The 23,308-nt window shown below is 46.1% G+C and carries 16 protein-coding genes and 1 pseudogene; 4 read left to right on the top strand and 13 right to left on the bottom strand.

Annotated features, from left to right (window positions below):
- Nucleotides 1-52: 52 nt before the first annotated feature.
- The 3 genes from RCO25_RS26000 to RCO25_RS25990 form a co-directional block, all read right to left on the bottom strand.
- The gene (locus tag RCO25_RS26000) at nt 53-343 is read right to left on the bottom strand and encodes a hypothetical protein (RefSeq protein WP_308998988.1); all 291 of its coding nucleotides are present in this window, start codon (nt 341-343) and stop codon (nt 53-55) included.
- 187 nt (nt 344-530) lie between these two features.
- The gene (locus RCO25_RS25995; RefSeq protein ID WP_308998987.1) at nt 531-1,151 is read right to left on the bottom strand and encodes a chloramphenicol phosphotransferase CPT family protein; all 621 of its coding nucleotides are present in this window, start codon (nt 1,149-1,151) and stop codon (nt 531-533) included.
- A gap of 40 nt (nt 1,152-1,191) precedes the next feature.
- Entirely contained in the window at nt 1,192-1,806 is a 615-nt protein-coding gene (locus tag RCO25_RS25990) for a chloramphenicol phosphotransferase CPT family protein (RefSeq protein ID WP_308998986.1), read from the bottom strand.
- Nucleotides 1,807-2,099: 293 nt separating this feature from the next.
- Here RCO25_RS25990 and RCO25_RS25985 point away from each other — a divergent pair.
- The 3 genes and pseudogenes from RCO25_RS25985 to RCO25_RS25975 all read left to right on the top strand — a co-directional run bounded on the left by RCO25_RS25985 (nt 2,100) and on the right by RCO25_RS25975 (nt 5,775).
- Nucleotides 2,100-3,346: pseudogene (locus RCO25_RS25985) on the top strand (IS110 family RNA-guided transposase).
- Between the two features lie 583 nt (nt 3,347-3,929).
- Nucleotides 3,930-4,709 carry a stalk domain-containing protein gene (locus tag RCO25_RS25980; RefSeq protein WP_308998985.1) on the top strand — a complete coding sequence of 260 codons (780 nt, stop codon included), beginning with the start codon at nt 3,930-3,932 and terminating at the stop codon, nt 4,707-4,709.
- A 157-nt stretch (nt 4,710-4,866) separates the two neighbouring features.
- Nucleotides 4,867-5,775: a transposase gene (locus RCO25_RS25975; RefSeq protein ID WP_308998984.1), complete on the top strand. Its 909-nt coding sequence runs from the start codon at nt 4,867-4,869 to the stop codon at nt 5,773-5,775.
- A gap of 300 nt (nt 5,776-6,075) precedes the next feature.
- Here RCO25_RS25975 and RCO25_RS25970 read toward each other — a convergent pair whose 3' ends face one another.
- From RCO25_RS25970 to RCO25_RS25925, 10 genes are all read right to left on the bottom strand, one after another.
- Nucleotides 6,076-6,408, bottom strand: coding sequence for a hypothetical protein (locus RCO25_RS25970; RefSeq protein ID WP_308998983.1), 333 nt, complete (start codon nt 6,406-6,408; stop codon nt 6,076-6,078).
- A gap of 304 nt (nt 6,409-6,712) precedes the next feature.
- Entirely contained in the window at nt 6,713-7,666 is a 954-nt protein-coding gene (locus RCO25_RS25965; RefSeq protein ID WP_308998982.1) for a D-2-hydroxyacid dehydrogenase, read from the bottom strand.
- 255 nt (nt 7,667-7,921) lie between these two features.
- Entirely contained in the window at nt 7,922-11,014 is a 3,093-nt protein-coding gene (locus RCO25_RS25960; RefSeq protein ID WP_308998981.1) for a glycosyl hydrolase family 2 protein, read from the bottom strand.
- Nucleotides 11,015-11,046: 32 nt separating this feature from the next.
- A complete protein-coding gene (locus RCO25_RS25955) occupies nt 11,047-13,062 on the bottom strand; it encodes a glycosyl hydrolase 115 family protein (RefSeq protein ID WP_308999007.1) in 2,016 nt (671 codons plus the stop codon).
- Nucleotides 13,063-13,137: 75 nt separating this feature from the next.
- Nucleotides 13,138-14,007 carry a carbohydrate ABC transporter permease gene (locus RCO25_RS25950; RefSeq protein ID WP_308999006.1) on the bottom strand — a complete coding sequence of 290 codons (870 nt, stop codon included), beginning with the start codon at nt 14,005-14,007 and terminating at the stop codon, nt 13,138-13,140.
- Nucleotides 14,007-14,966: an ABC transporter permease gene (locus tag RCO25_RS25945; protein ID WP_308998980.1), complete on the bottom strand. Its 960-nt coding sequence runs from the start codon at nt 14,964-14,966 to the stop codon at nt 14,007-14,009. Before RCO25_RS25945 ends, RCO25_RS25950 begins: the two co-directional genes overlap by 1 nt.
- A gap of 101 nt (nt 14,967-15,067) precedes the next feature.
- Complete coding sequence (locus tag RCO25_RS25940; protein WP_308998979.1) at nt 15,068-16,588, bottom strand: extracellular solute-binding protein; 1,521 nt, start codon at nt 16,586-16,588, stop codon at nt 15,068-15,070.
- An 80-nt stretch (nt 16,589-16,668) separates the two neighbouring features.
- Nucleotides 16,669-18,501, bottom strand: a complete 1,833-nt coding sequence (locus RCO25_RS25935; protein ID WP_308998978.1) for a cache domain-containing sensor histidine kinase — start codon at nt 18,499-18,501, stop codon at nt 16,669-16,671.
- A 2-nt stretch (nt 18,502-18,503) separates the two neighbouring features.
- Nucleotides 18,504-19,517, bottom strand: a complete 1,014-nt coding sequence (locus RCO25_RS25930) for a response regulator transcription factor (RefSeq protein ID WP_308998977.1) — start codon at nt 19,515-19,517, stop codon at nt 18,504-18,506.
- A 181-nt stretch (nt 19,518-19,698) separates the two neighbouring features.
- Nucleotides 19,699-22,002, bottom strand: a complete 2,304-nt coding sequence (locus tag RCO25_RS25925) for a glycoside hydrolase family 2 TIM barrel-domain containing protein (RefSeq protein ID WP_308998976.1) — start codon at nt 22,000-22,002, stop codon at nt 19,699-19,701.
- A gap of 144 nt (nt 22,003-22,146) precedes the next feature.
- Between RCO25_RS25925 and RCO25_RS25920 the strand changes: the two genes are divergently transcribed.
- Nucleotides 22,147-22,968, top strand: coding sequence for an AraC family transcriptional regulator (locus tag RCO25_RS25920; protein WP_308998975.1), 822 nt, complete (start codon nt 22,147-22,149; stop codon nt 22,966-22,968).
- The last annotated feature ends 340 nt before the right edge of the window (nt 22,969-23,308 follow it).

Raw genomic sequence — 23,308 nt, 5'->3', positions numbered from 1 at the left:
TCCCCCTGTGATCATTGCTTGTAAGATGAACTTCTATCTTACTTAAATCATGTTAACGCTTACAATAGCACGCCGCGCTGCCTGCGAGATAATACCAAAATCCTCGATATCCCTTTAAATCGTCACCATCGAGTAAAGATGCAACGCTCGTCGCCTTCTCGAGCGCTTTTTCATAATTTGCTGACCATATCGCCTCCTGGTAAGCCAGTTCTTGGATAACTGCTTGCTCTAATTTCCCCATGAGCTTATTTGTTAATTGTTTAGCCCCGTTCCGTCGAGCAATGATTTCCTTATCCGCTCCACGCCATTCAGGGCTGCTCTGATCTAAAAATAGCTTGTACATCTCGATGAATTCCTCAATTGATTTTGCATCCTTCGCCTCAGCGTTTCCGAATGACAGCTCCGCCTGGAGTTCCGAATAGAAACGGGGGTTCAGGCTTAATATCTTACGTAGTCTGACCCCTGCCATACCTGGTAGATAATACGACTGTTGCGCTTTCTGAGTAGTTTCAGAGTGGATACTCCACCACCTACGTCATGGCCTCAAGACGCTGGAAAGCTGAGGGCGGCGGCTCCTCTTCGAGGCGCTGGCGGATCAGGCCGACACACACCTCGGAACTGAGCACCGAGGTGTCAACCTTCAGGTCATAGATACCTGGCACATGCACAGCCTGCTGCCACAATCTCACCGGCTTTGGCACAGAGCCATCCTCTTCGTAACCGGAATACCACGTAGCGATCCGCCGCTGCATGACAACCTCTAATGGGCATCGCACACCTACAAACAAAACCGGCAGTCCACTCAGGATCCGAGCACAGCCGGGAAGAATCCCCCGCGGGATCGAATAAGCATCGTGGTGACCGACATCAACTACAACATTCAGTCCCAGGCGACTGTGCGCAGCAATAGCCTCATACATGGCTTGATACAGGGTCACAATGAGTGGCTCAAGGTCGGGGCGTTCTCCACCAGGACGAAGCCCAATCCCTGGCCGGTAGCGTTCAGGGGTCATCTGCATGAACCGGTCGACTCCCATGTTCAACCACACACCCTCGAACGTATTCTGAATAACAGTGGCAATACTGGACTTCCCTGACCGCGGAGTCCCGTTTAAAATAATAATCTGTCCGAGCTTATCTACCTGTAACATTTGCTTCCCCCCTTGATTGTAATGAATAGAAGTTCCTGCCCTAAACCTCAAGACGCTGGAAAGCCGAAGGCGGCGGCCCCTCTTCGAGGCGCTGGCGGATCAGGGCGGCACACTCTTCGGAACTGAGCACCGAGGTATCAACCTCCAGGTCATAGATACCTGGCACATGCACAGCCTGCTGCCACAATCTCACCGGCTTTGGCACAGAGCCGTCCTCTTCGTAGCCGGAATTCCAGGTAGCGATCCGCCGCTGCATGACTACCTCTAATGGGCATCGCACACCCACAAACAAAACCGGCAGTCCACTCAGGATCCGGGCACAGTTGGGAAGAATCCCCCGCGGAATCGAATAAGCATCGTGGTGCCAGACATCCACCACGACATTCAGTCCCAGACGGCTGTGTGCAGCAATGGCCTCATACATGGCTTGATACAGCGTCACAATGAGAGGCTCAAGTTCAGGGCGTTCTCCACCGGGCCGAAGCGAGATCCCAGGCTGGTAGCGTTCGGGGGTCATTTTCTTGATCTGACTGCCCCCCACATTCATCCATACAACCTCAAACATATTCTGGATCGCGGTGGCAATACTGGACTTCCCGGCCCGCGGATTGCCGTTCAGAATGACTATTTGTCCGAGTTTATCTTCATGTGACATGCGTTTCCCTCCATACAATGATTTCGCTCATACTGTGAATGTTTTTTCCATCTTTGGAAGTTACATTAGAGATTGTAGCAACTATGCGGCTAATGGAACAGTCTGTAAATTCATAATAATAAGGTGTAAAATTGAACTAGAAAATAATCTTATATTGTTGTGCTATTCTGCCCGTTAGCATTCCTGTAGAGCGTTAAATTTCCGCTTTGCAAAAAAACGAGCGCCTCGGTACGATGGGAGTACGCAACGGGTCATAGCCCTAAAAATCCCATCATCCAGGAGGACGCTCTACTATGAAGTTTAAATCGCAAGCGAAACAAAATCAACTCATTGAAAAAATTACTGCTCAGCATTTAGTTGTCGGGATCGACATCGCCCAGCAGATGCATGTTGCCCGCGCTGTAAATTTTCGTGGCATCATCATCGGAGACTACTTATCCTTTTCTAATGACGAGGAGGGGTTTCACAATCTTTTGCTATGGATTCAAAAGCTGCAAACCACCCATCAATTAAGCGCAGCCGTCGTCGGGATGGAACAACCGGGCATTACTGGCTTAACGTCTCTCGGTGGCTCACAGAACACCATTTTGAAGTCGTTTTAGTCAATCCGCATCGCGACAATATGCCTTCAAAGAGTGTCAGAAAGGATGCACTCGTTATCGCCGACATGGTCAAGAACGGTTACTACTCAGAAACTCGCACGACCCCCGAAGCCTTCGAGGATCTACGTGTGCTTCTCTCTAATCGTGACTTCGTCGTGAAGCGGCTAGTTAGTGCCAAAAACCAGATTCACCGCTGGGTTGACGTTGTTTTCCCTGAACTACGCCACGTATTCAAGGACATCACCTGTATCGGTTCCATCGCTACGCTTCGCCTCTTCCCTACTCCAGCGGAGCTCAGTAAGCTGCAGCCTCAGAACCTGATTCAGGGATGGAAAACCATCATGAAACGGCACTGTGGTGCTAGAAAAGCAAAAGCACTCATCGAGCTGGCCAACCATTCTGTAGGATCTCAGTCAGCTGCGCATTACTACAAGTTTCACTTGAAACAATTGCTCGCCGAGTACGACCTTGCTTACGAACAGCTAGAGGTTGTGGAGAAGGAAATTTCAACCGTATTAGAACGCATTCCCTTTGCAAAATCCATCCTCGCGATTAAAGGAATTAGTGTCATTTCACTAGCTGGTATTTTGGGTGAGGCTGGGGACTTAAGCGGATTTGTTCACGGAAATGCTTTGCTGCGCCATGCAGGACTTAACCTCGCAGAAGCGAGCTCAGGCAAATGGACGGGGCAAATGAAGATTAGCAAACGCGGACGATCCCGCCTTCGCCGTTTCCTCTTCATGGCTACTATGAGTTTGGTCATGAACAATTCGGAATTTCAAGCGATGCATGCCTACAATGTGCAATGCAAGAAGATGAAGAAAATGAGGTCCATTATGAAACTATGCGGTAAATTGGCTAGAATACTAGTCGGGATGGCGCGCAGCGGTCAAGCCTACATGCCACAAAAAACGTTACCGCTCTTGCAAGCAGCTTAACCTAACAACCCGTTTCGTTGTACGAGTTTTGGCTTATTCGCAGGATTTCAAAGAAAGCACGGCGTACCGGATTCATTAAACCAAAGGGCACCGACCCGTACCGTTAGCAAGACCGGCCTCCACCCCTTGGATAGGCGTAACGAAGGAATGAGAGGGCTTTGATCCGTTAAGACATGGGAGTGAAAACCTCCAAGGGCGGCGTGGAGAATGCGTGCAGTAAATGGAAGTATATGGGATGGTTATATCCCCCCTCTATTCCCGTGCGCCTTCATGTTGCCGAAGTCTAACAGGGCGTTCCACTTCTTGTCTTTCAGCCCTGACCAACCGGGCGAAATCCTGCGAATAAGCGAGCATTCGTGAGAAAATCATATCGTACCAAGGGAGCGTAATGGGTCTACCAGTAAAATACAGATTAGTCGTATGCCTCTGGAGATACATCTCCTCCCTCTTTAACAAATTTCACATTAGTAGGAGATACTTCATATATCCTGTAATAGGTATTTCAGTGTACCCTCAAAAAAACTTTATGCCCTCCGAATAGTTGTAGGTGTTGCACAAACTACATACTCATGGAGGTAATAAAATGAAAAAATCCGTAATTTTGGCTGGTGTAATATCACTTAGCCTAATGGCGTCCACTGCTTTTGCCGCACCTGGAAATCAAGGCAAAAACGAAGCAACTATTAAAGTAGAAGCAGAAGGTACTACTGTGAGCGGTTCCGTTTATGACGACGGAAAGAACGATGGCTCTAAAGGTCTTCAAAATGCGTATGAAAACGTCAAAGATAAACCCGCAGGCGTTCGGATTGCGGAGCTGCTTAAAACAAAATATAACATTGATGTGAATGCTGACACTAGTTTAGCTACACTGGTTACTACATTGGAGAAGGATGGAGAACTAAAAGCTGCAGCAGAAGTGCAAGCTGAGGTTGTCTCGCAGGATCCTGCCAATATTGAAGAATATAAGAAACTTAGCAAGATCAAAGTAAAGCTCGGCGACAAAAAAGTGAAGGTTTATGTAAATGGCAAAACGCTAGGTACTGAAGTATCTCCCGTTGTTGAGAGCGGACGCACGCTTGTTCCGTTCCGCGCGATCTCCGAGTCGCTGAATGCCGTAGTTACTTATGATAATGTTTCGAAAACGGTGACCGTTACGCGTGATGGTGTCGTGGTCAAACTGACGCTAGGCAGCAAAATCGCTAAGATTAATGGGAAAACCGTTACGCTTGACGTTGCCGGTAAGGTTAAAAGCAACAGAATTTTAGTACCACTACGTTTTCTAAGCGAAGCACTGAACACCAATGTAACATGGGATACAGAAACCTCCAGCGCAATTATCATCGATAAAAACACGGAAGCTTGATTATCTATGCATGTTAACTGATTTTTTAAAAAGAGGGTGTCCCAAAAGCCATAGGCTTAGGGCACCCTCTTCAATGTTTAAAATCTGAAAAAAACAAAGAAACCAACCTTTGGTAAAATGGAGGTACCACCCAACCATCTTCGAAAGGAAGATTTCTATGTACATTCAATATACCATGGACCAACTTACCCTGCCAATGGATTTGGCGGAAGATATCCCCGAAAATCACCTCGTTCGTGTCGTGAACGATGCTGTGAACCGTCTGAGCGATCGCATCTTTGCCGACGCTTATCCCGGCGGCGGCCGAGACAGCTATCACCCGAAAATGTTAGCGAAAGTCATCATTTATGCCTACACCCAGCGCATCTACTCCTCCCGTCAAATCGCTAAGGCCGTTCGTGAAAATATTATGTTTATGTGGATTGCAGGCCGGCAACGACCAGACTTCCGTACCATCAATCGGTTTCGTTCTGAGCGAATGAAAGAGACATTGGAAACTGTCTTTACCGCCGTTCTTCAGTTTCTGGCTGAAGAGAAGTACGTGAACCTTGAGCATTACTTTGTCGATGGCACCAAGATCGAAGCAAATGCCAACCGCTATACGTTTGTCTGGGGGAAAGCGATGGTGAAACAGAATGCGAAGCTGCAGGAGAAAGTGAATGGACAGAAACTAGTCTTTCGCCATGAAAGTAAAGATACAACAGAAAGTGGATTTGAAATCCGACATCGTCATTACCGCAGCGTGAGCTGTGAAGGGTGTCCCCTCAAACCCGCTTGTACGAAGGCGCAAGGCGACCGAGAGATTCGAGTCAGTCTGAGATATATGCGCTACAAGCAGCAGGTGAGGGAAAAGCTGTGCAGCGAGGAAGGTTATGCGCTGTCGGTGAGACGAATGATTGAACCCGAAAGTGTATTCGGGCAGATAAAGAATAACCGGGGATTCCGGCGGTTTCTGCTTCGCGGCTTGCCAAAAGTAAGCTTAGAGGTCGGGTGGCTTTCGCTTGCCCATAATCTACATAAGCAAGCAGCCATAGACCAGAATAGAAAAATAGCGGTACAGGAATAGTCCCCTGTACCGCTATTTTTTCACGTTTTCCAACATTTCTGTTCAAAGCGAGCTATCTCTCCAGCGAGCTTACTACTTTGGGACAGCCCCTTTGCATTTGCTTTCCCGTTTTTAAGCAGGAAGGAGCGATAGCTGGAAAGGCATGTCCATACCTTGGTGTTCAAGGAAAATGAAGTATTAGACTGCCGCTGTTTTATTGAACTAACGTGCCCGTTAGCGTAATGACTTGTCAAAAGCCCATTTGAGTAATAAAAAAGCACCTACCAACCGAATGGAGATGCTTAAGCTTTGTAATTCCCACTAAAACTTAATCCAAATAGGGAGTATTAGAAAAATTATCGTAACAACCACGCTTATCGCAAGCATAAACTCGCCAATCTTATTACTCACGACTGCCCCAAAATCATTTACGTACCTCTTGGAAACCAATACTGCCGCTAACCAGAAAGGTATTGAAGCTAAAAAAGTATAGTGAAAACCATCAGTTCCGTTTGAGTATATATCCAGTCCGATTATTTTAAAGAGAGAATGGCTTACAATCAACTCATTCCCAAAATTCCAGTTTATTAAGAATCCCGAAAGCAGAAGAACTAAAGAAAACGAACCATAACCAAAACGTTTCTTTATTGCCAAAATGCATCAACCCCTAGGCGATTATTTCATCCATATGATACCATATAAACCTTTATCATGATATTTATTTTGGAAAGGGTACCCTGTCAGGTGCTAGTACTTTCTGTACTCCCCTGCCCCTTAGCGTTGAAAAGGCAGCCGATCATTGTGATCGGCCGCCTCCGTGTCTTGCATTAAACGACCCGTTGGCGTAATGGCTAGCAAATAGGGCGAAATACGAATTCATGTGGCATCAGACTTATTTTGTCAACAAAACAAGGACACTCCTCGGTAGAAGTGTCCACAGCAATTATAGTTTTTCTGTTTAATAATGTTTATCGAAATCCACGAGATTGCAGGACGGTTGACCGTTATGAAGGTATGCCTTTATGTTTTTTATGAAAATTTCCATTGCCCTATCATCATAATACACCGTTGATCCCGAATTATGCGGGGTGATGATGACATTGTCCATCTGCCACAACGGACTCGTCTCGGGCAAAGGCTCTTGCTCGAATACATCCAAGCCTGCACCGGCGATCTTGCCCTCACACAGCGCTTCAAGCAAAGCATCAGTATCCGTCGTTCCGCCCCTGCCGATATTGATAAAGTGTGCGGAAGCTTTCATGAGACCAATTTCCCTGCGTCCAAATAAACGATATGTCTCCGGTGTTAATGGGAGTGTAACGATGATGTAATCGCTTAGCCGGAGCACCTCATCGAGTCCGAGATTATCGAACATTTGATCTACATATTGTGAAGGCTTTCCAGATCGTCTTACCCCAAGTACCTTCATACCGAACGCTTTGCCCAACCTGGCCGTTTCCTCTCCGATCTCCCCGACTCCGATCACGCCCATCGTTCGGCCATGAATTTCGTCCAACTCTCCCGTAGATTTCCAGGTATTTTGGATTTGATGGCGGATCGAAAGATGAAGCTTTCGGGAAAAAGCAAGCATCATCGCCAAGATCGTTTCGGAAATCGGAAAAGCGTGTACGCCACTAGCATTTGTCAATACGATCCCTTGGGCAGCCATCTCGGCAAGCGGCATTCCGTCCACACCTGCCCCCCAATTCTGTATCCATCTTAATTTCGTGTTCGGATTCAAACATTGCTCCGCGACCGTTCCGTTCCAGCCGACTATAATCTCAGCTTCCTTCAGATGGGGAGTCCACTGCTCTTTATCGCCATGAATCACTTCCCATTCAGAGGGAATTACCGTGTAAATCTGTTCAAGTTGGTTCTGGGACAGTAGACGTAAAAATACGATCTTAGGCATATGGCTATCCTCTTCTTTCCCAAACAATAGGTTTTTCTATAGTATAAAGAATCGCCGCCTGGTAAGAAAGAGCTTATCTTAAGTATACTAACTTACATAAGAAAATAAATGCCAGATCTTCCACCACCAGATTCTGAAATAGCAGATCATGTGACCCCGCTGCATGTTTCATCATATCGGATATACGAGATAGGACACTGCCGCTAGGGCAGTGTCCTATCTTCTCCAGCGGACTTACTAGTAATCCGGTGTAAACTATTCCATTTTTCTTTTAAAAATTTCCGGCTCTCTCAAGATTCCCATTTTTTTGAGTTGATATTGATAAGAAAAGCTCTCATTCACCGTCTTCCATGAACCGTCGCCGTACCATCTCAGCTTCTCGTCGGACAGATGAAGCTGTCCAAACGTATTGATCCTGTTTCCGAATACCTCCAAAGAGATTGTGTGCTTCCCTTTTTCCAGATATCCGAGCGATGCACGGTAAGGCGAAAATGCAATCGTTCCCGTTCTACTTCCATCCACGCTAACACCGATTAGCGGCGCGCGGAATTTTGTGACCCCTATCTCGTATTCGCCGGCTTCCTTCACTTCGAATTCGCATTCATACAGGGCATTCCCTCCGTAAAAAGGCAGCCCCTGACTGCAAATATCGCTAAATCCGAGTTTTTCAGGAAGTCTTATGATTTCGGCCTTATTTCCAACCACTTTTACCCCGAAATCGCCGAGAAGATACATATTTTCCACATTGAAGTAATCCGCATAAGCTATGTTTACGTGAATGTCCAGTTCCCCGGCAAGCACCGGCATGAGAGCAATTTTTCTGATGCTCTCATCCACATAGTATCCGCAGTCTTTCTTCTCGATCTTGATGCCATTCACAAAGATTTCCGTCATTTCCGGCTGCTCTAACGCCAGATACATTTCATCTAGGCCCGCTTCCAAATCAACCTTGAAACGCAGTTCAAGCACATGCTCCAGCTTCCCCTTCGGATTCGCAAACGGCTGGGCAACTCTCTCATGGCGTACCAGCATGCCAAGCTGTCGGCGGAGCTTATTATCCATGCGAAGTAACTCCTCTACAGGCTGCCACTCGCCGCCATTCAACCGATATTCCGCCATATCGAGCACAAGCACATTTGGCTCAGAAAGCGAGTAATTCACATGATTCACGATCGTCAACACTTTTTCCCAATCCGCGCCCTTTGCTGCATCCACGATTTCCGCCGGGCATGTCTTGACACAGGCCTCATCGTTTCTTTCAAGCTTCAAGAGAAGACTGTCTTCTTCATGCATTCTCCATTTGAATACCGTGCTGTTCTTTCCATAATCGGGCTTTATTTCTTTCGTGGTACCATTCAGCGTGTCGTAATGCGTCACCTGCCAAACCCCGGGAATACTTACCGTAAGCAATTCCGACTTTATTAAATCCTCATTGGCGATTTTTCTCCCATTGACCAGAAATACAAAGCGGCCGTCGTCTTCGATCTCGCGCATTTGATATATAATAGAATTCGCCGTTGTACCGTCCGGCTTTCTAACTTCGATATCCCGATATTGATCCAACGCCCGAACGATCCTGTTTTTCGAAAATGTTACACAAGTGCAGACATCTGCAAACAAGCTTCCTTCTTCCGAAATACAGGCATCCACATAAGTTGGCGCTTCCCCGGCAAATATGACATCCCCCTCGGCTTCTCTAAACTTTCGCAATGCCGAAAGCGTTGTGCTACGAATCGTATTGCAACCGGGAACCAGTACCACATCATAGGACATTTCGCCGACATGGAATTTTCTGTCCGAACTTTCCACATATTGATCTTTAAGCAGAGATTCACTTATAAAATCAAAATCCAGCTGTTCAAAAAGCAGCCATTCAATGACATTTTGAAAATTTCTCTCAAGCTCATCACGAATTGTCTTCGTCTGCTCATTCGGCCCTGTATATAGCCAGAAGGTTTCCAGCGGATGGATTACGCCTATGCGAACTCGCGGCTTTCCACTCGTCATCGCCACATTGACCCTTGCAAAGTGATCTTCAATCAGGGCATATTCCTTATACCAAGGCGACTGATAAAAAATGGATGCAGGCCAGTCTCTTTTTGCTGCTCCCGCCATGCTCATCCAAGCCAAATGATGAACTCTGAGGGTAACGCCCAGCGCAGCCTGCCAATCTCCACCAAGCTTGTGCCTTCTGAAATCAAGATCCCAATTCGTAGCACCGTAGAGCTCTGACATAACGCCTTCACGACCATATTGATGTGCTGCACTCTGCGCCTGTTTAGCAGTGGAATAAACCCGATCGTCGCATAATACATCAATCCCCGGGAGTCCGAAGCTCCGGTAAAAACGCATCGCCTCACCGAGTTCAGCTGTCTGGGCATGCAGAGTATCCTCACTCTTCATATGCCCAGTCATGGTGATCCCATGCTCTTTACACCATTCCCCTATGGTATCGGCAAAGGCAGTTACAAACATTTCCGCTACAAGATCGCGGTACCGGTATTTCGCCGTTGATCCTTTACCATCCGGAAGCTCCCATACCAATTGCGGGAATATATCATTGAAGAAGTCATCTCCGTACCGCTCCATATACAGCTCGGAAAGTTTATCGGTAAATGGGAATGTAACACCTTCTTTTCCATCTGCAAACCCTAAAAAAGTATTCGCTGTAAGCTGAGCCTCATCCGTAAAAATAGACGGAACGACACTGCCGAATTCTTCTCCGATTTCCCTATAGTACAATTCATGGGTCGTTTCAATAAAACGCTTGATCGCTTCCGGATTCATTACATCCACATAGGATTCGTAGTTAAACCATGGAAGCTTCGGCCTGAATTCCAAATATAAATCCCATACATTCTCGCCTTCCTCGCCTTTCCCCAGAATCCGCCAGGATGTTAAATATCCGTCTTCCAGCGTGATATCGTAGCTTAATATCAGCGTCCTCTCATTCGAAGACCGTTCGGGATCATAGACTCTGGTATCTCCGGAACGCGGCTTTAATACCAAGTGTCTACCGCGAAAGCTTTCCTCTTTCGTCACCATTCCTCCCGCAAATCCGGAAGGCCAGCGATCCTCGTCATATAAATAGACAAGCAGATTCTCTTGCTTTGCTTTTTCGATACTGGCTTTAACAGCGTCCATAAATTGTTCGCCGAGATACGGCGTATCAAGCCCGGTTCTCGCATGAATATGGAAACCACCCATGCCCATTTCTTTAAAATACTCCACCTGCTTTACAATCTGTTCTTTATCCAGCTCACAGTTCCACGACCAGAACGGTGCACCGCGGAATTTGGCAGGGGGATCCTGAAACAATGCGTCAACCTCATATTTTTGATGTCCCATATATGTCCTCCGAGTGTTTTATTCATGACGAATCACACACCGAACTGATCCGCCAGTCTCTTCGCCAGTTCGTCATCTGACAGTGGATTGCGGTGAGTGTTTTCCAAATATATATATTTTTCAGTTTCAGGCATAAGAAATTGCTTATACCAAAGGAAGAAATCGGGACTGTCTCCATGCATGCGAAGCCAGCGACGGAGTGTATCCATGTTTTGCACCGTACTCGTAATATTCGTCAGCCAGTCTGCTCGGAAGAAATCAGCCCATTTTCCGTGCTCGGCTGCCTGCAGCGCGACAAGCCCCTCTTGATACTTCCATATCGCCTGGGAGGCATAAACGAATGCTAAAGGGCAGTTTCCTTCGCGGTATGCTGCGAACGATTGCCCCAATTTATCGAAGCCTCCGCAGCCAGACAAGTGCAACTCTACATGCAGCTGCAAATGATCCTTCAACCGGAGGCGTTCCGGCTCCGCAAGCCTCGGAATAAGTCTTTCGATTCGTTCCCGCAACTCGAGCCAGCCTGAAAAGGCATCGGCGCACTTCCGGCGAAACCATTCGACTTGCTCCGGAAAATCAACCTCCCCCGTTGCCCAATATAATTGTTCAAGCGGATAGTCAGATTTCCCCTGAAGCCAGTGTCCGACGATTTTGCGCGCTGGATGGTGATAGAACTCGTCTCCCGCCCGGTCGTCCTCATTCGGACCATACGTTACCGTATTGCGAGCGTAGTCGCGGTACAAGTCGGCAATTTCAACCCTGCCTGAGGAGTACATTCGGCTAACAAACGAATGAAGATGTACTTCCGCATCCGCCTCACCCCGCATCCATAGTTCGCTTACCAAATCCAGCGTATAGATGTGAGGCCGGATATTGCCGCTGTTGACGAGAAGGTAATCTTTGGCGCCGGCCTGGAATGCCCTCTCCAACTCATCTCTGATGAAGCTTGTCGGAGACGGGAACAAAGCCAAATGATTAGAAGCCTGCAGATCGTGAAACGTTACGTGGTAATAAATGCCGTGCTTGCCATTGTCATGCGTGCCTGGCAATGAAGGAATGCGATTATTCTCGTTGTTGTTTCGTCGGGAAACCATCTTTCCGTAGCCGTTGTCCGCCCAGATCTTAATAATATCTTCCGGAATACTTACATGACCCGCTTTATACAACTCCGCGATCTCTCCGTACAACGCGACGCTGCACTGAGGATTTGATACCTTACTCCGCACCATATCATATTGCCTGCGAACGACACGACTGATCATTTCACCACGTTTTTCCGGTGTGTCGAACGCAGGATCCTGTGCCCAGAAAGGCTGGTCTCCTTGTCCTCGGAAAGATAACACCCAAACAATGTTACGGTCTTTCTGCTGCTCGATCGCTTCCTCCCATAACGTCTCGAACAGCTCCGGGTTTTCTCGATAGCTTGCTTTTTTTCCGGGATAGGCCCGCAGGAACATCTCCGCGCCAAGCGGCTCGGCGTGATGGTGCGTTACCCATAACCCCATCTCCGCTGCCAGATCTGCGTGAATGCCATGCTTCGGCAGATCAGTGCCGGGGATAACCATATTCCCGCCGCAGCGCAGTAGAGCTTCGAAAACCGGCATCCATACCTCGCGGGTCGGAGGATACACCTCCTTCCATCCGATCAGACAAACCTCATCGTTAACGAACCAGCCGCGGAACCGAACATACGGCTCAGGAGAATCATAATCATCAGCAGGCAGCTCAATCCGACTATGCCTCTCAGGGGGAAGATCCGCCCAGAACCAGAAAGGATCGACGCCAAGATGCTTTCGGCTATATTCGAGCATACCGAACACAAGCCCAAGATCGTCGCCCGCGGCAATGTGAAGTTCTGTGCTCCCGTCGTTCTGTACAAAGCGGAAGCAGTACGCCTCCGGCCACGCCGGACAGCGGTCTTCTGGTACTGAGTAACGGATTACGACGTTTGCTATCTCGGCTTTTCCCGAGACGAGGGTCGAAGTTGCGCCGAGAACCTGTTTATGGTCTCGCTCTACCATTTCCCAAGCATGACGGACGGGCGAAGTCATATCCTCCGGAATGCGGTACCTTGTATTCCGTTCAATGATAAATGCCAAAGTTCTCCTCCTCCTCTTGTATAACCGTCATCCCTTAACTGACCCTACTAACATCCCCTTGTTGAAATACTTCTGAAGAAACGGATAGATGATAAGCAGCGGTAATGCCGTAATCAGAATCGCTGCCATTCGGGCTGCTGGAGTGTAAGAATATATCATTTCATTTAACTGACCTATTTTATCGTCATTGAGGATCAGCATTTGTCTTAAGAACACTTGAAGCGGCCACTTTGAATCGTTATTAAGATAGATGACGGCCGAAAAATAGGTATTCCAGTTCCCCACCAAATAAAACAAGGTAAACGTAGCGATTGCCGGCTTTGCCAAAGGCAGGATAATCCTTGCTAACATCCTCCACTCCCCGCAGCCGTCTATCCTTGCCGATTCCTTAAGTTCATAAGGAAGGGCAGCGAAGAAGCTGCGCATGACGATCACGTTAAAAGGGGCGATCGCCACCGGGAGCCAAAGCGCCCAATACGTGTCAATGAGACCAAGTGCGTCCACTACCAAATATGAGGGGATCAGGCCGCCGGAGAATAGCATCGTAAACAAGATCAAAAAGTTTACAACGGACCGGCCTTTGATCCATGATTCCGATAAACCGTATGCCATCAAAGAGGTAAGTGTTATATTTATAACCGTTCCGACGGCGGTAATGATTACGGAACTCTTGAATGCGCTAATAAAGCCGGGATTGTGCAATAAGTATTGATACGCTTCCAATGTCCAAGAGCTTGGCAGAAGAAAGAAACCCCTCGTATAGTAATCTCGAACCGGAGCAAAAGAAGTCGTAATGACGTAAATCAGCGGAAACAATATCGAAATCGTGAAGACGATAAGAAATACGTATACAATACACGTAAAAATCAGGTCGCCCTTTGAGAGACGTTTCACCATCAATACACACCTTCCTCTCCGAAACGCTTCGCGATTCTATTGGCACCTAAGACCAGCACGAGCCCGACAAAGGATTTAAATAATCCGATAGCTGTAGAATAGCTGAAGTCGCCTAACACAAGACCTTGACGATACACGTACGTTTCGAAAACGTCCGATACTTGAATGTTTAATGGATTCTGCAATAAGAAAATATGTTCGAAGCCGACATCGATAAAATTGCCTAGCCGCAGAATAAGCATAATCAGGATGACGCTTTTCAGCGATGGCACGGTAATATGCCAGATCTGGCGAAGCCTGCTTGCGCCGTCTACCGTCGCAGCCTCATACAAAGCCGGGTCGATAGAAGCGATTGACGCTAAATAAATAATCGCGCCCCAACCGGCCCCTTGCCAAATATTATGAAATAACCACACCCATCGAAAATATTGCGGGTCCGTCATCAAATTGACCCGGTCGAACCCCATAACTTCCAACAACATGTTTACGCCGCCATCCTGTGACCGAAAAAATAACATCGTGATTCCCACAATGACGACCCAGGATAAAAAATGCGGCGCATACAAAATGGTTTGCACGGCGTTTTTAAAAAATTTCTTTCTCACTTCATTGAGCAAAATGGCGATTAGAATCGGGAATGGAAAAGCAATTATAATATCCAGAAGATTTAAAAATAATGTGTTTTTTAATAATAGCAAGAAGTCGCTCTCTGAGAATAATCGAACGAAATGTTTGACTCCGATCCATTCGCTCTCCCAAACGCCTCGGAACGGTGTATAATCCTTGAATGCGATGAATAAACCGAACATCGGACCGTATCGAAAGATCAGGAAATACAGCAGCCCGGGTAAGATCATCAAATAAAACGGGTATGCGCGTTTCAGGTACTTTCCGTTCGTTTTCGTCGAAGGAATCGAAGGTACTCCTGCAGTTTTCGTATGTGTTGCGGTTTGATGCATAGTTTCTTACTCCCTCCTAGTCCGACGTAACACGATCGATAAGAGTAGGACAGGCCGCAAGAAAAGTTGCGGCCTGTCCAAACCGAAGCTCGTGTTAGTCGTTATTTCTGTGCCGCTTCGTTGATTTCGTTTATGATCTTTTCTCCGCCGTTTGCAAGCCAGTCATTGGAAGCCTCTTCGATGTATTCGATCGGCTCCTGGCCCACAATAATCTTATAAGTCGCTTCAAGGAATTTGTTATTCAAATCAGCACCTTTTGTCGTGTAAGTGTCTGAATAGAATTCGAGTCCCATAGCAGCATTCGGCCACGGATATTTCTCGGCGAGCGCCGTGTATTCCTCATGAAGTTTAATGTCTTCTTGGCTTGTCCAGGGATAGAGGTTAAAATCCGTACCCGGTCGAGCAAATAGAGAGCTGTTCAAGAACCGCGGCATCTCGGGCTCCCACCGTTCGGTGACCTCGTAATTACCTTCTGCGTTCTTCTTATAATGGATATCTTCGATACCATTCTTCATGACACTCGTACCTTCATCGGTGACCCACCAATCAAGAATTTGCAGTATCTGATCGATTTTCTCCTTACTTGCTTTCCCGTTGATAACCTGCTTGCTCATGCCAATCGGCACGTTCGTGTTTCCACGAAGCCCCGTTGGTCCAATAGGCGGAGCCATGGGAACAATAACTGGATTCGCTTCCGGAACAGCCTTTTTTATATCTGGTAAAACAACGTTGTAATTGTTTTTAAAAGTATACAGCCCCAGTTTGTTCGCTTTTATTAACTCTTCGATTTCAGTCGATTTGCGAAGCACAAAGTCTTGATCCAGTACACCTTCGCTGTAAGCCTTCTTCATGAAGGCCAGATAAGCTTTATACTCCTCAACCTGAGTCTGATGCGGGATTAGCTTTCCATCTTTCTCGATCCATTCATTTGCGATGCCGAATGCATTTCGTAGAGCATAGTTGTTGGCCGCAAAGCCGATTGTGTCGTTAAGACCATTTTTGTCAGGATCTTGCTTCGCGAATGCCTTCGCAATTTCATAAAATTTATCGACCGTAAACTCTTCGGCGGAAGGAAGTGTGATGCCGAGATTATCCAGCCAGTCCTGTCGAATTTGCACCGTATCCCTTACAGTCCAGCTAATATCAGGTAAAGCGAATAGTTTTCCACTCGGATTCAGTACCCTCATCGCTTCATGGTCGGCCGGATACACCGTTGTCAGGTTCGGGTATTTCGGCAGCAAATCTGTTAGCTCCACAAAGGCGCCTTCACGTTGCCATGCGAGATAAGTGGGTCCGTCTACTCGGTAAAAATCAGGCAAAGAGCCCGACGCTGCCATCACTTTCAGCTTCTCGTTGTATTCAGGCCCGTTAATAAGCAGCAACTCAATGTCAACGTTAAATTTTTCATTCAAATACTTAATGGTCGGGTGGTCTTCCGCCCATTTCGGTCCACCCCAGTACTGAGCGGCTATCGTGATCGGAATTATCTCTTCATTTTTTACGGCTTCCGATGTTGGCCCTTCACTCGGTGAACTTCCACCGTTGTTGCTATTGCCGGATGAACAACCTGCAATCAAACTAAGGGCCAGGAGGGATCCGGCAACCATCTTCAATAGCTTCATTTGAATAACACTCCCCTTGGTTATATGTCCTTTACAATGTTAAGTATATAGCCTCTCCCAGCCCTAAAAATTGTACAATCTCACGAAATGTTATACGATTTGATAAACGGAATTCTCACCGAAACGACTGTCCCTTGCTTTGGAAAGGAGTGAATGTCGACTCCATATCCTTTTCCGTAAAAAAGCACCAATCGATGGTGAACATTGGTGAGTCCCAGCGAATCGTATGATTTCATTCTCTGTTCCGCCTGATTCGTGATGGAAGCCAGACGTTCTTGGAGGTTGCGTAAAATGGCTACATCCATACCTAAACCGTTGTCCGCAATCTCGATCATCAGGTCATTACCATCAGGGTACGCACTGACCAGAACAGCGGCCTTTCCGTTACGGGGTTCAACTGCATATTTCACGGCATTTTCAACGATAGGCTGTAAGGATAGCTTAATTATGCGTGCGTCCAAATATTTTTCGTCCACGTACACTTTGCTTTCGAAATGCTTTGTAAACCGTATGTGGATAATCTCCAGGTACTTTTTAAGTTGCTCCAGTTCCTCTTTAAGACTGATCTCCTTCTGATCCAGTTTGGAGGTAAACCTGTACAAGTACGCTAAATTTTCAGCCATTTTTTCTATTTTAGGAACCCCTTCCAAAAAAGCGATGCTCTTGATGATATCCAAGGTATTGTACAAGAGATGAGGGTTGATTTGATTTTGCAGCGCCTGAATCGTTGCTTCTTTTTGGAGCAACTGCATCTGAACTTCTTTGAGCTCCATATTGTACACCGTATTGACGAGTTCGCTCAGCCTTTCCGCCATTCGATTGAAACTCACACTAAGCAGTTGTATTTCGTCGCGCCCTGGAGTAATGGGAGCCCGGACGGACAAATCACCAGTTTGCAGCTTTTCCATTGCTTTTTTCAGTTGCATCATAGGATGTGTAATACGATTTGCCGCGAAGGGTACAGCAATCATAATAAGCATAATGAGTAGCGCCATTACAACGACTGCGGAAATTTGAGCTATTTCCAGTCCTGTCGCCATCTCCTCCAGCGGCACAAGCGCTATCGTCTTCCATCCAGTTAGGTTCGAAATACTGTAAGAAACAAGATATTTTTCCCCTTCCCACTCCTGCAGGGAGTTCGATTCCCCAAGTTTAAGCCAAGATAGCTCCGTATCATCGATAGGAGAGGATAGCAAACTGGAATTAGGGTGATACACAATTTCCCCATCCGAAGATACCATAAAAATGTAACCGGTTTTGCCGATCCGCATGTTACCGATCATGTTCTTGATTTCTGTCAATCTCATCTGCAACACAAGACGTCCGGAAATCTTCGTATCATTCACATCAAAAATCGGGATAGAAGCTGATATAAGAGGCATACTACTCCCTTCCCTATACATGGTAGGCATTATTTCCAAACTTGTGCTCAATGGTAACTGATACCATGGTTGTCTTGCCAATTCGGTATCGGTGGTGGTGCCTGACGATTGTAGTACTCTGTGATCCTTTGACATGAGATACATATTATCAATTTCAGGATAATTAAACGCAATGTACTTGTTAAGAATTTCTCGGATCATTGCTTGCTTCTCCGGACCTATTGATAAACCGTCTCGGAGCCAATCCTGAATCAAGCTTGAATCCCCTTGCTGCATCAGTACGCTTGAATAGCTCAATACCCCTGCATTCATGGCGTAAGTGGATTTGGCGATCTGCTGAAAATAGATTTCCAATTGATGGTTGAGGCTTTCGGTCGTCGTTTCTGCGATGTTGTAAAAATCCTGCTGGGTCGTGCGACTATAGTAGAAGTGAGAGATGTAGTTCATGCATAGCACTGCAATCATTGCGATACTGATAAAACTCAAGATGATTTTTTGCCTTAAGGACAAGCGATAGAGTAACCTTTTCATGTTCATATCCCCAGACTCTTCCGATATTCATTGGGAGACATCCCAGTATAATTTTTGAAAACTCGTATGAAATATGACTGGCTCGAGAACCCCACTTTTTCGGAAATCGAATATAATTTATCGTTAGAGTTTCGAAGCAACTCCTTCGCTTTCTCCACCCGTACTTGGTTGATATAACTAATAAGCGATTCCCCAGTATACCTCTTAAAGAGGGAACCGAAATGAGAGATGCTTAAATCCGTATACTCCGCCATTTGCGTCAGTGTGAGGTCATCCTGATAATGGGTATGAATAAAATCACAAGCGGATTTAATGATTTGTTTGAATTCCTTTTTATTACGTTCCGGATTAAGAAACCAAGATTCAGCCAATTTGCCTAAATGCGCCCGGATCTCTTGATCCGGAATTCCATTGAATTGGGACATCGTTTTATGTTCGACTTCGATGCTGGCAAGCAAAGAGCCGATCTTGGATTCGATAATTCGAAGCAAGCTTAAATAAGCCCCGTAATTCAAGTGTTTGATAGTTTTTATATCATCAACAAGCTTGTATATACTTTTTATGCCCCCTGAGGGATCGACATCATTGATGGTATCGAAGTAAGTTTGGATTCGAATTAAATAATGGTTCATTTTCTCAATTTCAGTCAATTTCCCCATTGCTTCCAACAAAGCATCCCGCAGATCTTCCCGATTGACAGGCTTAAGAAGATACCTGTTGACACCGTAACTAATTGCTTTTTGCGCATATTGAAAATTTTCATATCCACTGATGATAATAACGGCCATGGGAATTTTGTTCTCCGAAATGTTTCGAACCAGTTCCAGTCCATCCATTTCCGGCATCATAATGTCTGTAATTAATACAGTAGGCCACATTTGCTGAATCATGTGCCATGCCTCTACGCCGTTTGTGACGTCCCCCACTACTTTAATGTCATGGCCTATACTCTCCACCATTTCAACAATAGCCGCTCTAATCCATGGCTCGTCCTCTGCCACCAATACTTTTAACATACGAACCTCCATAGCTTTTTTTAAAGTAACAATAGCTTATTTGGTTCCTTGTTGGAAGGAAGAAATATTACAAGTTACTACACAGCGATTCCCTTTAAGCTTAAACGTCAAACAGCCCCCACCTTGTTTTTTCAAGATGAGGGCTGTGTGACGCTTACACATCCCCTTATTACGTGCTACATTAATCGATAGTAATGACAAGCTCCGCAGGATACATTCCTTCAGCAAAACCTGACAACACAACGCGCCCTCGTTCTCCCGTGAATCTTATGACTGTACTTACACATCCTCGGTACATATGCATCCAATTCCGATCGTAGGGCTCGCTGGAACAAAGATCTCCATTATCGATAGCTATGATCTCCGCTGGTCCGGTAACCTGAAAAGTTACCTTTGCGCTTTCACGGAATACAGGGGTTCCTTCCTTGTCAAATGCCCGGACAGTGAATAACTTCTGATAACCTTCCACGGCTTCCAATCTGATTTCTTCTAGATCAAAACTCAGTCTCGAAGCAGGCTCTGCCGTTCTCAATGTATACTGACAGACTTCCTGCTTGTCTATGAACCCTCTCACCGTTATGGTTCCGGGCAGATAAGGCAGATAGCCGGTGACTATTCTGTTCGGATAGGAAGATGGTTGCTTCACATAGAACTGCTTGCCGTTCAGTTCCAGCGTTACTTCTTCGCAATTTGTGGCGATCATATACGGAATAACCGTCTTATTGAACTGCGGGAAGTTCCAATGGCTTGCGTATCTTGGCACGTCCCAGTGTTCCTTCACTCCTTCGTCCTGCAAGGAATAGTCTATCACGGACATATAGACCATCGGCTTCTCCGACCAATAACTTTCATACAAATAGGAAAGCGGCTTACGCTCGTTGTTGGTATAGAACAAGGAACCCGCCCAGCCTTTTGCAGGATACCCCATGGATTCTCCCAAATAATCGATGCCTGTCCATAGCATGCCGCCGATCACATAATCGTGTTTCTCAACATCGATCCAAGGCACATCTTCGCTAAAATTTTGCATTTGATCAGGATCGCCTCTGAAATATTGGTATGTCTCCGTTCCTAAAATTAATTTGTCGGGAATAGCCTCATGTATGGCAGGGTACCATTGCTCCTGATAATTACAGCTGATAACGTCTACAATCTCGCCAATTCTCCGAATGCGTTCGACCCTATCAGCCTGGTCGTAGATTTCCGTATCACTTTCCGTATCAACAAACTGTTGAATATCTTCCACCTTCGATAGATCAACATTGTTCTCGTATTTAAAGTGCGGGTTCATGGCATAAGTGACCGGTCTCGTATCGTCGAGCGTAAGCAGGTGGTCCTTCAGCATTTGAAGAATCTTCAGCATGGAAAACTGCCCTTGATTTTCAACCTCATTCCCGACCCCCCATATAAAAATACACGGGTGGTTCCGATCCCTCCGGACCATACATTCCAGGTCTCGCTGCCACTCCGTCTCGAAATATCTTCGGTACGAGCCGCCCGTCCATTTGTCGAACGGCTCCTCATAGACAAGCAGTCCCAGCTCGTCGCACAGATCGAGAAGTTCTGCTGCTGGCATATGGTGAGCGGTGCGAATAGCATTACAGCCCATTGCTTTGAATTCGATTAGTCTATCTTTCCAAATTTCAGGAGTGGCGGCCACGCCGACGCAGCCTGCATCCTGATGAACGCAGAACCCCTTTATCTTTGTTACTAGGCCATTAATTAACATTCCTTTGCCAGCAACCATTTCAATTGTTCTAACACCAATTCGCAGTTGATAAATGTCCGCGATCTGATTACCTTCCATAAGCGTTAATTCCACATGATATAGATTCGGCTGATCCGGGCTCCACAGCTTGACTTGCGGGATTTCGATATGGATCGTTCCGTTGTCAGACTCGCCGGTCACCGATATGTTGTCATACGTGACACAGGCCTTAACCAAGGAAGTAGCGCCCGTCTGGATCGTTAATATACCCTTATCCCCACTAACAGTTGTTTTCACAAATATATTTTCCGGCTGGAGATGGTTCTCTCTTAATTCAAGCAACTTGACGGTGCGATAAATCCCCGCACCCGAATACCATCTGTCGGCCGGGAAGGATGTATTATCAACCTTGACCAGGATGAGGTTATCCCCTTCCTTAATGTATTTCGTAATATCAAGTGTAAATCTGGAATAGCCGTATTTTTGTCCACCGGCCTCTGTGCCGTTCACCCATACCGTGCTGTTCTCATAAACGCCATCGAATTGCAGATGGTAGACAAAGCTTTCCTTTATCTCTTTGATGACTAAATGCCTTCGATACCAGCCAATTCCCCATCTGTCTCTGAATCCCTGATCCTTCGCTTGTCTCATGTTTCGATTAATTGGAGCCGTAATTGCCCAATCATGTGGCAAATGAACGGGTTCGAAGTGATGATCCTCAGGTTCTCTTAAGGTAAATTCCCAACCATCCATGATTTTTGTTTCTACACGACACATACGATTAACATCCTTTCGTTTCATTTAGTTGAGATTCGCTTGCACATTCTATACCTTTGTTATATTTTTATTTTAAGACTCTATAAAATGGCTAACAATCTAATGATATTAAGAAGAATAGGAATATATTAAGGTGATTAAATTATGAAAAGATACATTCCCATCATTACGGAATCGGATAGGGAGTTACCTTATTATCTTGTGCAGGCAGGGCGAAATTGGAATCAAGAGCATGTCGTCCGTCCGAACGGCTATCTATACCAGTGGATTCAAGTCGTAGAAGGCGAAGGCGAGCTGCGGGTGGAAGGAAAGACGTTTCGAGTAAAAGAAGGGATGGCCATGCTTCTGCTCAAGGGTATTGCCCATGAATATTACGCCGTAAGCCCCTCGTGGATCGTGGATTGGGTCGTCTTTGACGGTCATCAGGTGGAAGCGTTCTTGAAGCGTACAGCCGGGATCTCGTCATCTGGAGTTTTATTCATATCAAGGCCCGAAGTGTTCTCGGCCAAAATTCAATCAATACTGGATATCGAGCAGCGGGATGCCCCCTTAATGGGCGTACAGTGCTCAAACATCATTTATGCAGTGCTTACGTATATTTTGCAATATACTTCCACGCAGCCAAACAATAGTGCTTCGAATCTGAATATTAGGCTGAAACCGCTATTCCATTACATTGAACAGAACATTGCCCAGCCTCTGACTTTAGAAGACATGGCCGCAATCACGGATTATACGCCCCAGCACTTATGCACAGTGTTCAAGAAAACGACAGGCATTCGAATTTTCCAGTATATTAATTCCGTTCGAATCAAGAAAAGCAAGGAGCTACTATTGCAGCATCCTCACATGCAAGTGAAAGAAATTGCATCGCTAACGGGATTTGAAGATGTCAACTATTTCTGTTCCGTCTTCAAGAAGCATGAACAATTAAGTCCTAGCCAATTCAGAAAAATTCATTATTGATCGTACCGTTAATGCCTCACCATAGATTCATTGTCTCGGTGAAGGCAGCGGACTACTAATCAAAAAAACCAGTTGGATTAATCCAACTGGGACGGTGTCCACTTAAAGCGTCATGGTGCGGAATTTTATGCGGGGCTGCTGGTGAAAGCGATCTAATTACATCTGCTTGGACAAGCGTAAACGGCTGCAGCCGTCCTTTAGCGGCAAAAGCTCGTTTCGCGGAGATATATAAGCACATTTATAAGTCAAAACTTATAAATTCTTATATATAAATAAAGGATCAGTTAAAAACGACAATTACTCGTTTTTAACTGATCCTTATTGCGCTGCGGGAATGTCA

The sequence above is a fragment of the Paenibacillus sp. LHD-38 genome, assembly GCF_031157315.1.
GTDB lineage: Bacteria > Bacillota > Bacilli > Paenibacillales > Paenibacillaceae > Pristimantibacillus.
The sequence above is the reverse complement of the archived record's forward strand: the minus strand, read 5'-3'. Positions and strand labels throughout refer to the sequence as shown.

Excerpts from the sequence above, each read along its gene's own strand:
- RCO25_RS25930 (WP_308998977.1), bottom strand. The coding sequence starts at position 19,517 with ATGTTAAAAGTATTGGTGGCAGAGGACGAGCCATGGATTAGAGCGGCT.
- RCO25_RS25940 (WP_308998979.1), bottom strand. The coding sequence starts at position 16,588 with ATGAAGCTATTGAAGATGGTTGCCGGATCCCTCCTGGCCCTTAGTTTG.
- RCO25_RS25975 (WP_308998984.1), top strand. The coding sequence starts at position 4,867 with ATGTACATTCAATATACCATGGACCAACTTACCCTGCCAATGGATTTG.
- RCO25_RS26000 (WP_308998988.1), bottom strand. The coding sequence starts at position 343 with ATGTACAAGCTATTTTTAGATCAGAGCAGCCCTGAATGGCGTGGAGCG.
- RCO25_RS25950 (WP_308999006.1), bottom strand. The coding sequence starts at position 14,007 with ATGGTGAAACGTCTCTCAAAGGGCGACCTGATTTTTACGTGTATTGTA.
- RCO25_RS25995 (WP_308998987.1), bottom strand. The coding sequence starts at position 1,151 with ATGTTACAGGTAGATAAGCTCGGACAGATTATTATTTTAAACGGGACT.
- RCO25_RS25990 (WP_308998986.1), bottom strand. The coding sequence starts at position 1,806 with ATGTCACATGAAGATAAACTCGGACAAATAGTCATTCTGAACGGCAAT.
- RCO25_RS25965 (WP_308998982.1), bottom strand. The coding sequence starts at position 7,666 with ATGCCTAAGATCGTATTTTTACGTCTACTGTCCCAGAACCAACTTGAA.
- RCO25_RS25960 (WP_308998981.1), bottom strand. The coding sequence starts at position 11,014 with ATGGGACATCAAAAATATGAGGTTGACGCATTGTTTCAGGATCCCCCT.
- RCO25_RS25920 (WP_308998975.1), top strand. The coding sequence starts at position 22,147 with ATGAAAAGATACATTCCCATCATTACGGAATCGGATAGGGAGTTACCT.
- RCO25_RS25980 (WP_308998985.1), top strand. The coding sequence starts at position 3,930 with ATGAAAAAATCCGTAATTTTGGCTGGTGTAATATCACTTAGCCTAATG.
- RCO25_RS25945 (WP_308998980.1), bottom strand. The coding sequence starts at position 14,966 with ATGCATCAAACCGCAACACATACGAAAACTGCAGGAGTACCTTCGATT.
- RCO25_RS25925 (WP_308998976.1), bottom strand. The coding sequence starts at position 22,002 with ATGTGTCGTGTAGAAACAAAAATCATGGATGGTTGGGAATTTACCTTA.
- RCO25_RS25955 (WP_308999007.1), bottom strand. The coding sequence starts at position 13,062 with ATGACTTCGCCCGTCCGTCATGCTTGGGAAATGGTAGAGCGAGACCAT.
- RCO25_RS25935 (WP_308998978.1), bottom strand. The coding sequence starts at position 18,501 with ATGAAAAGGTTACTCTATCGCTTGTCCTTAAGGCAAAAAATCATCTTG.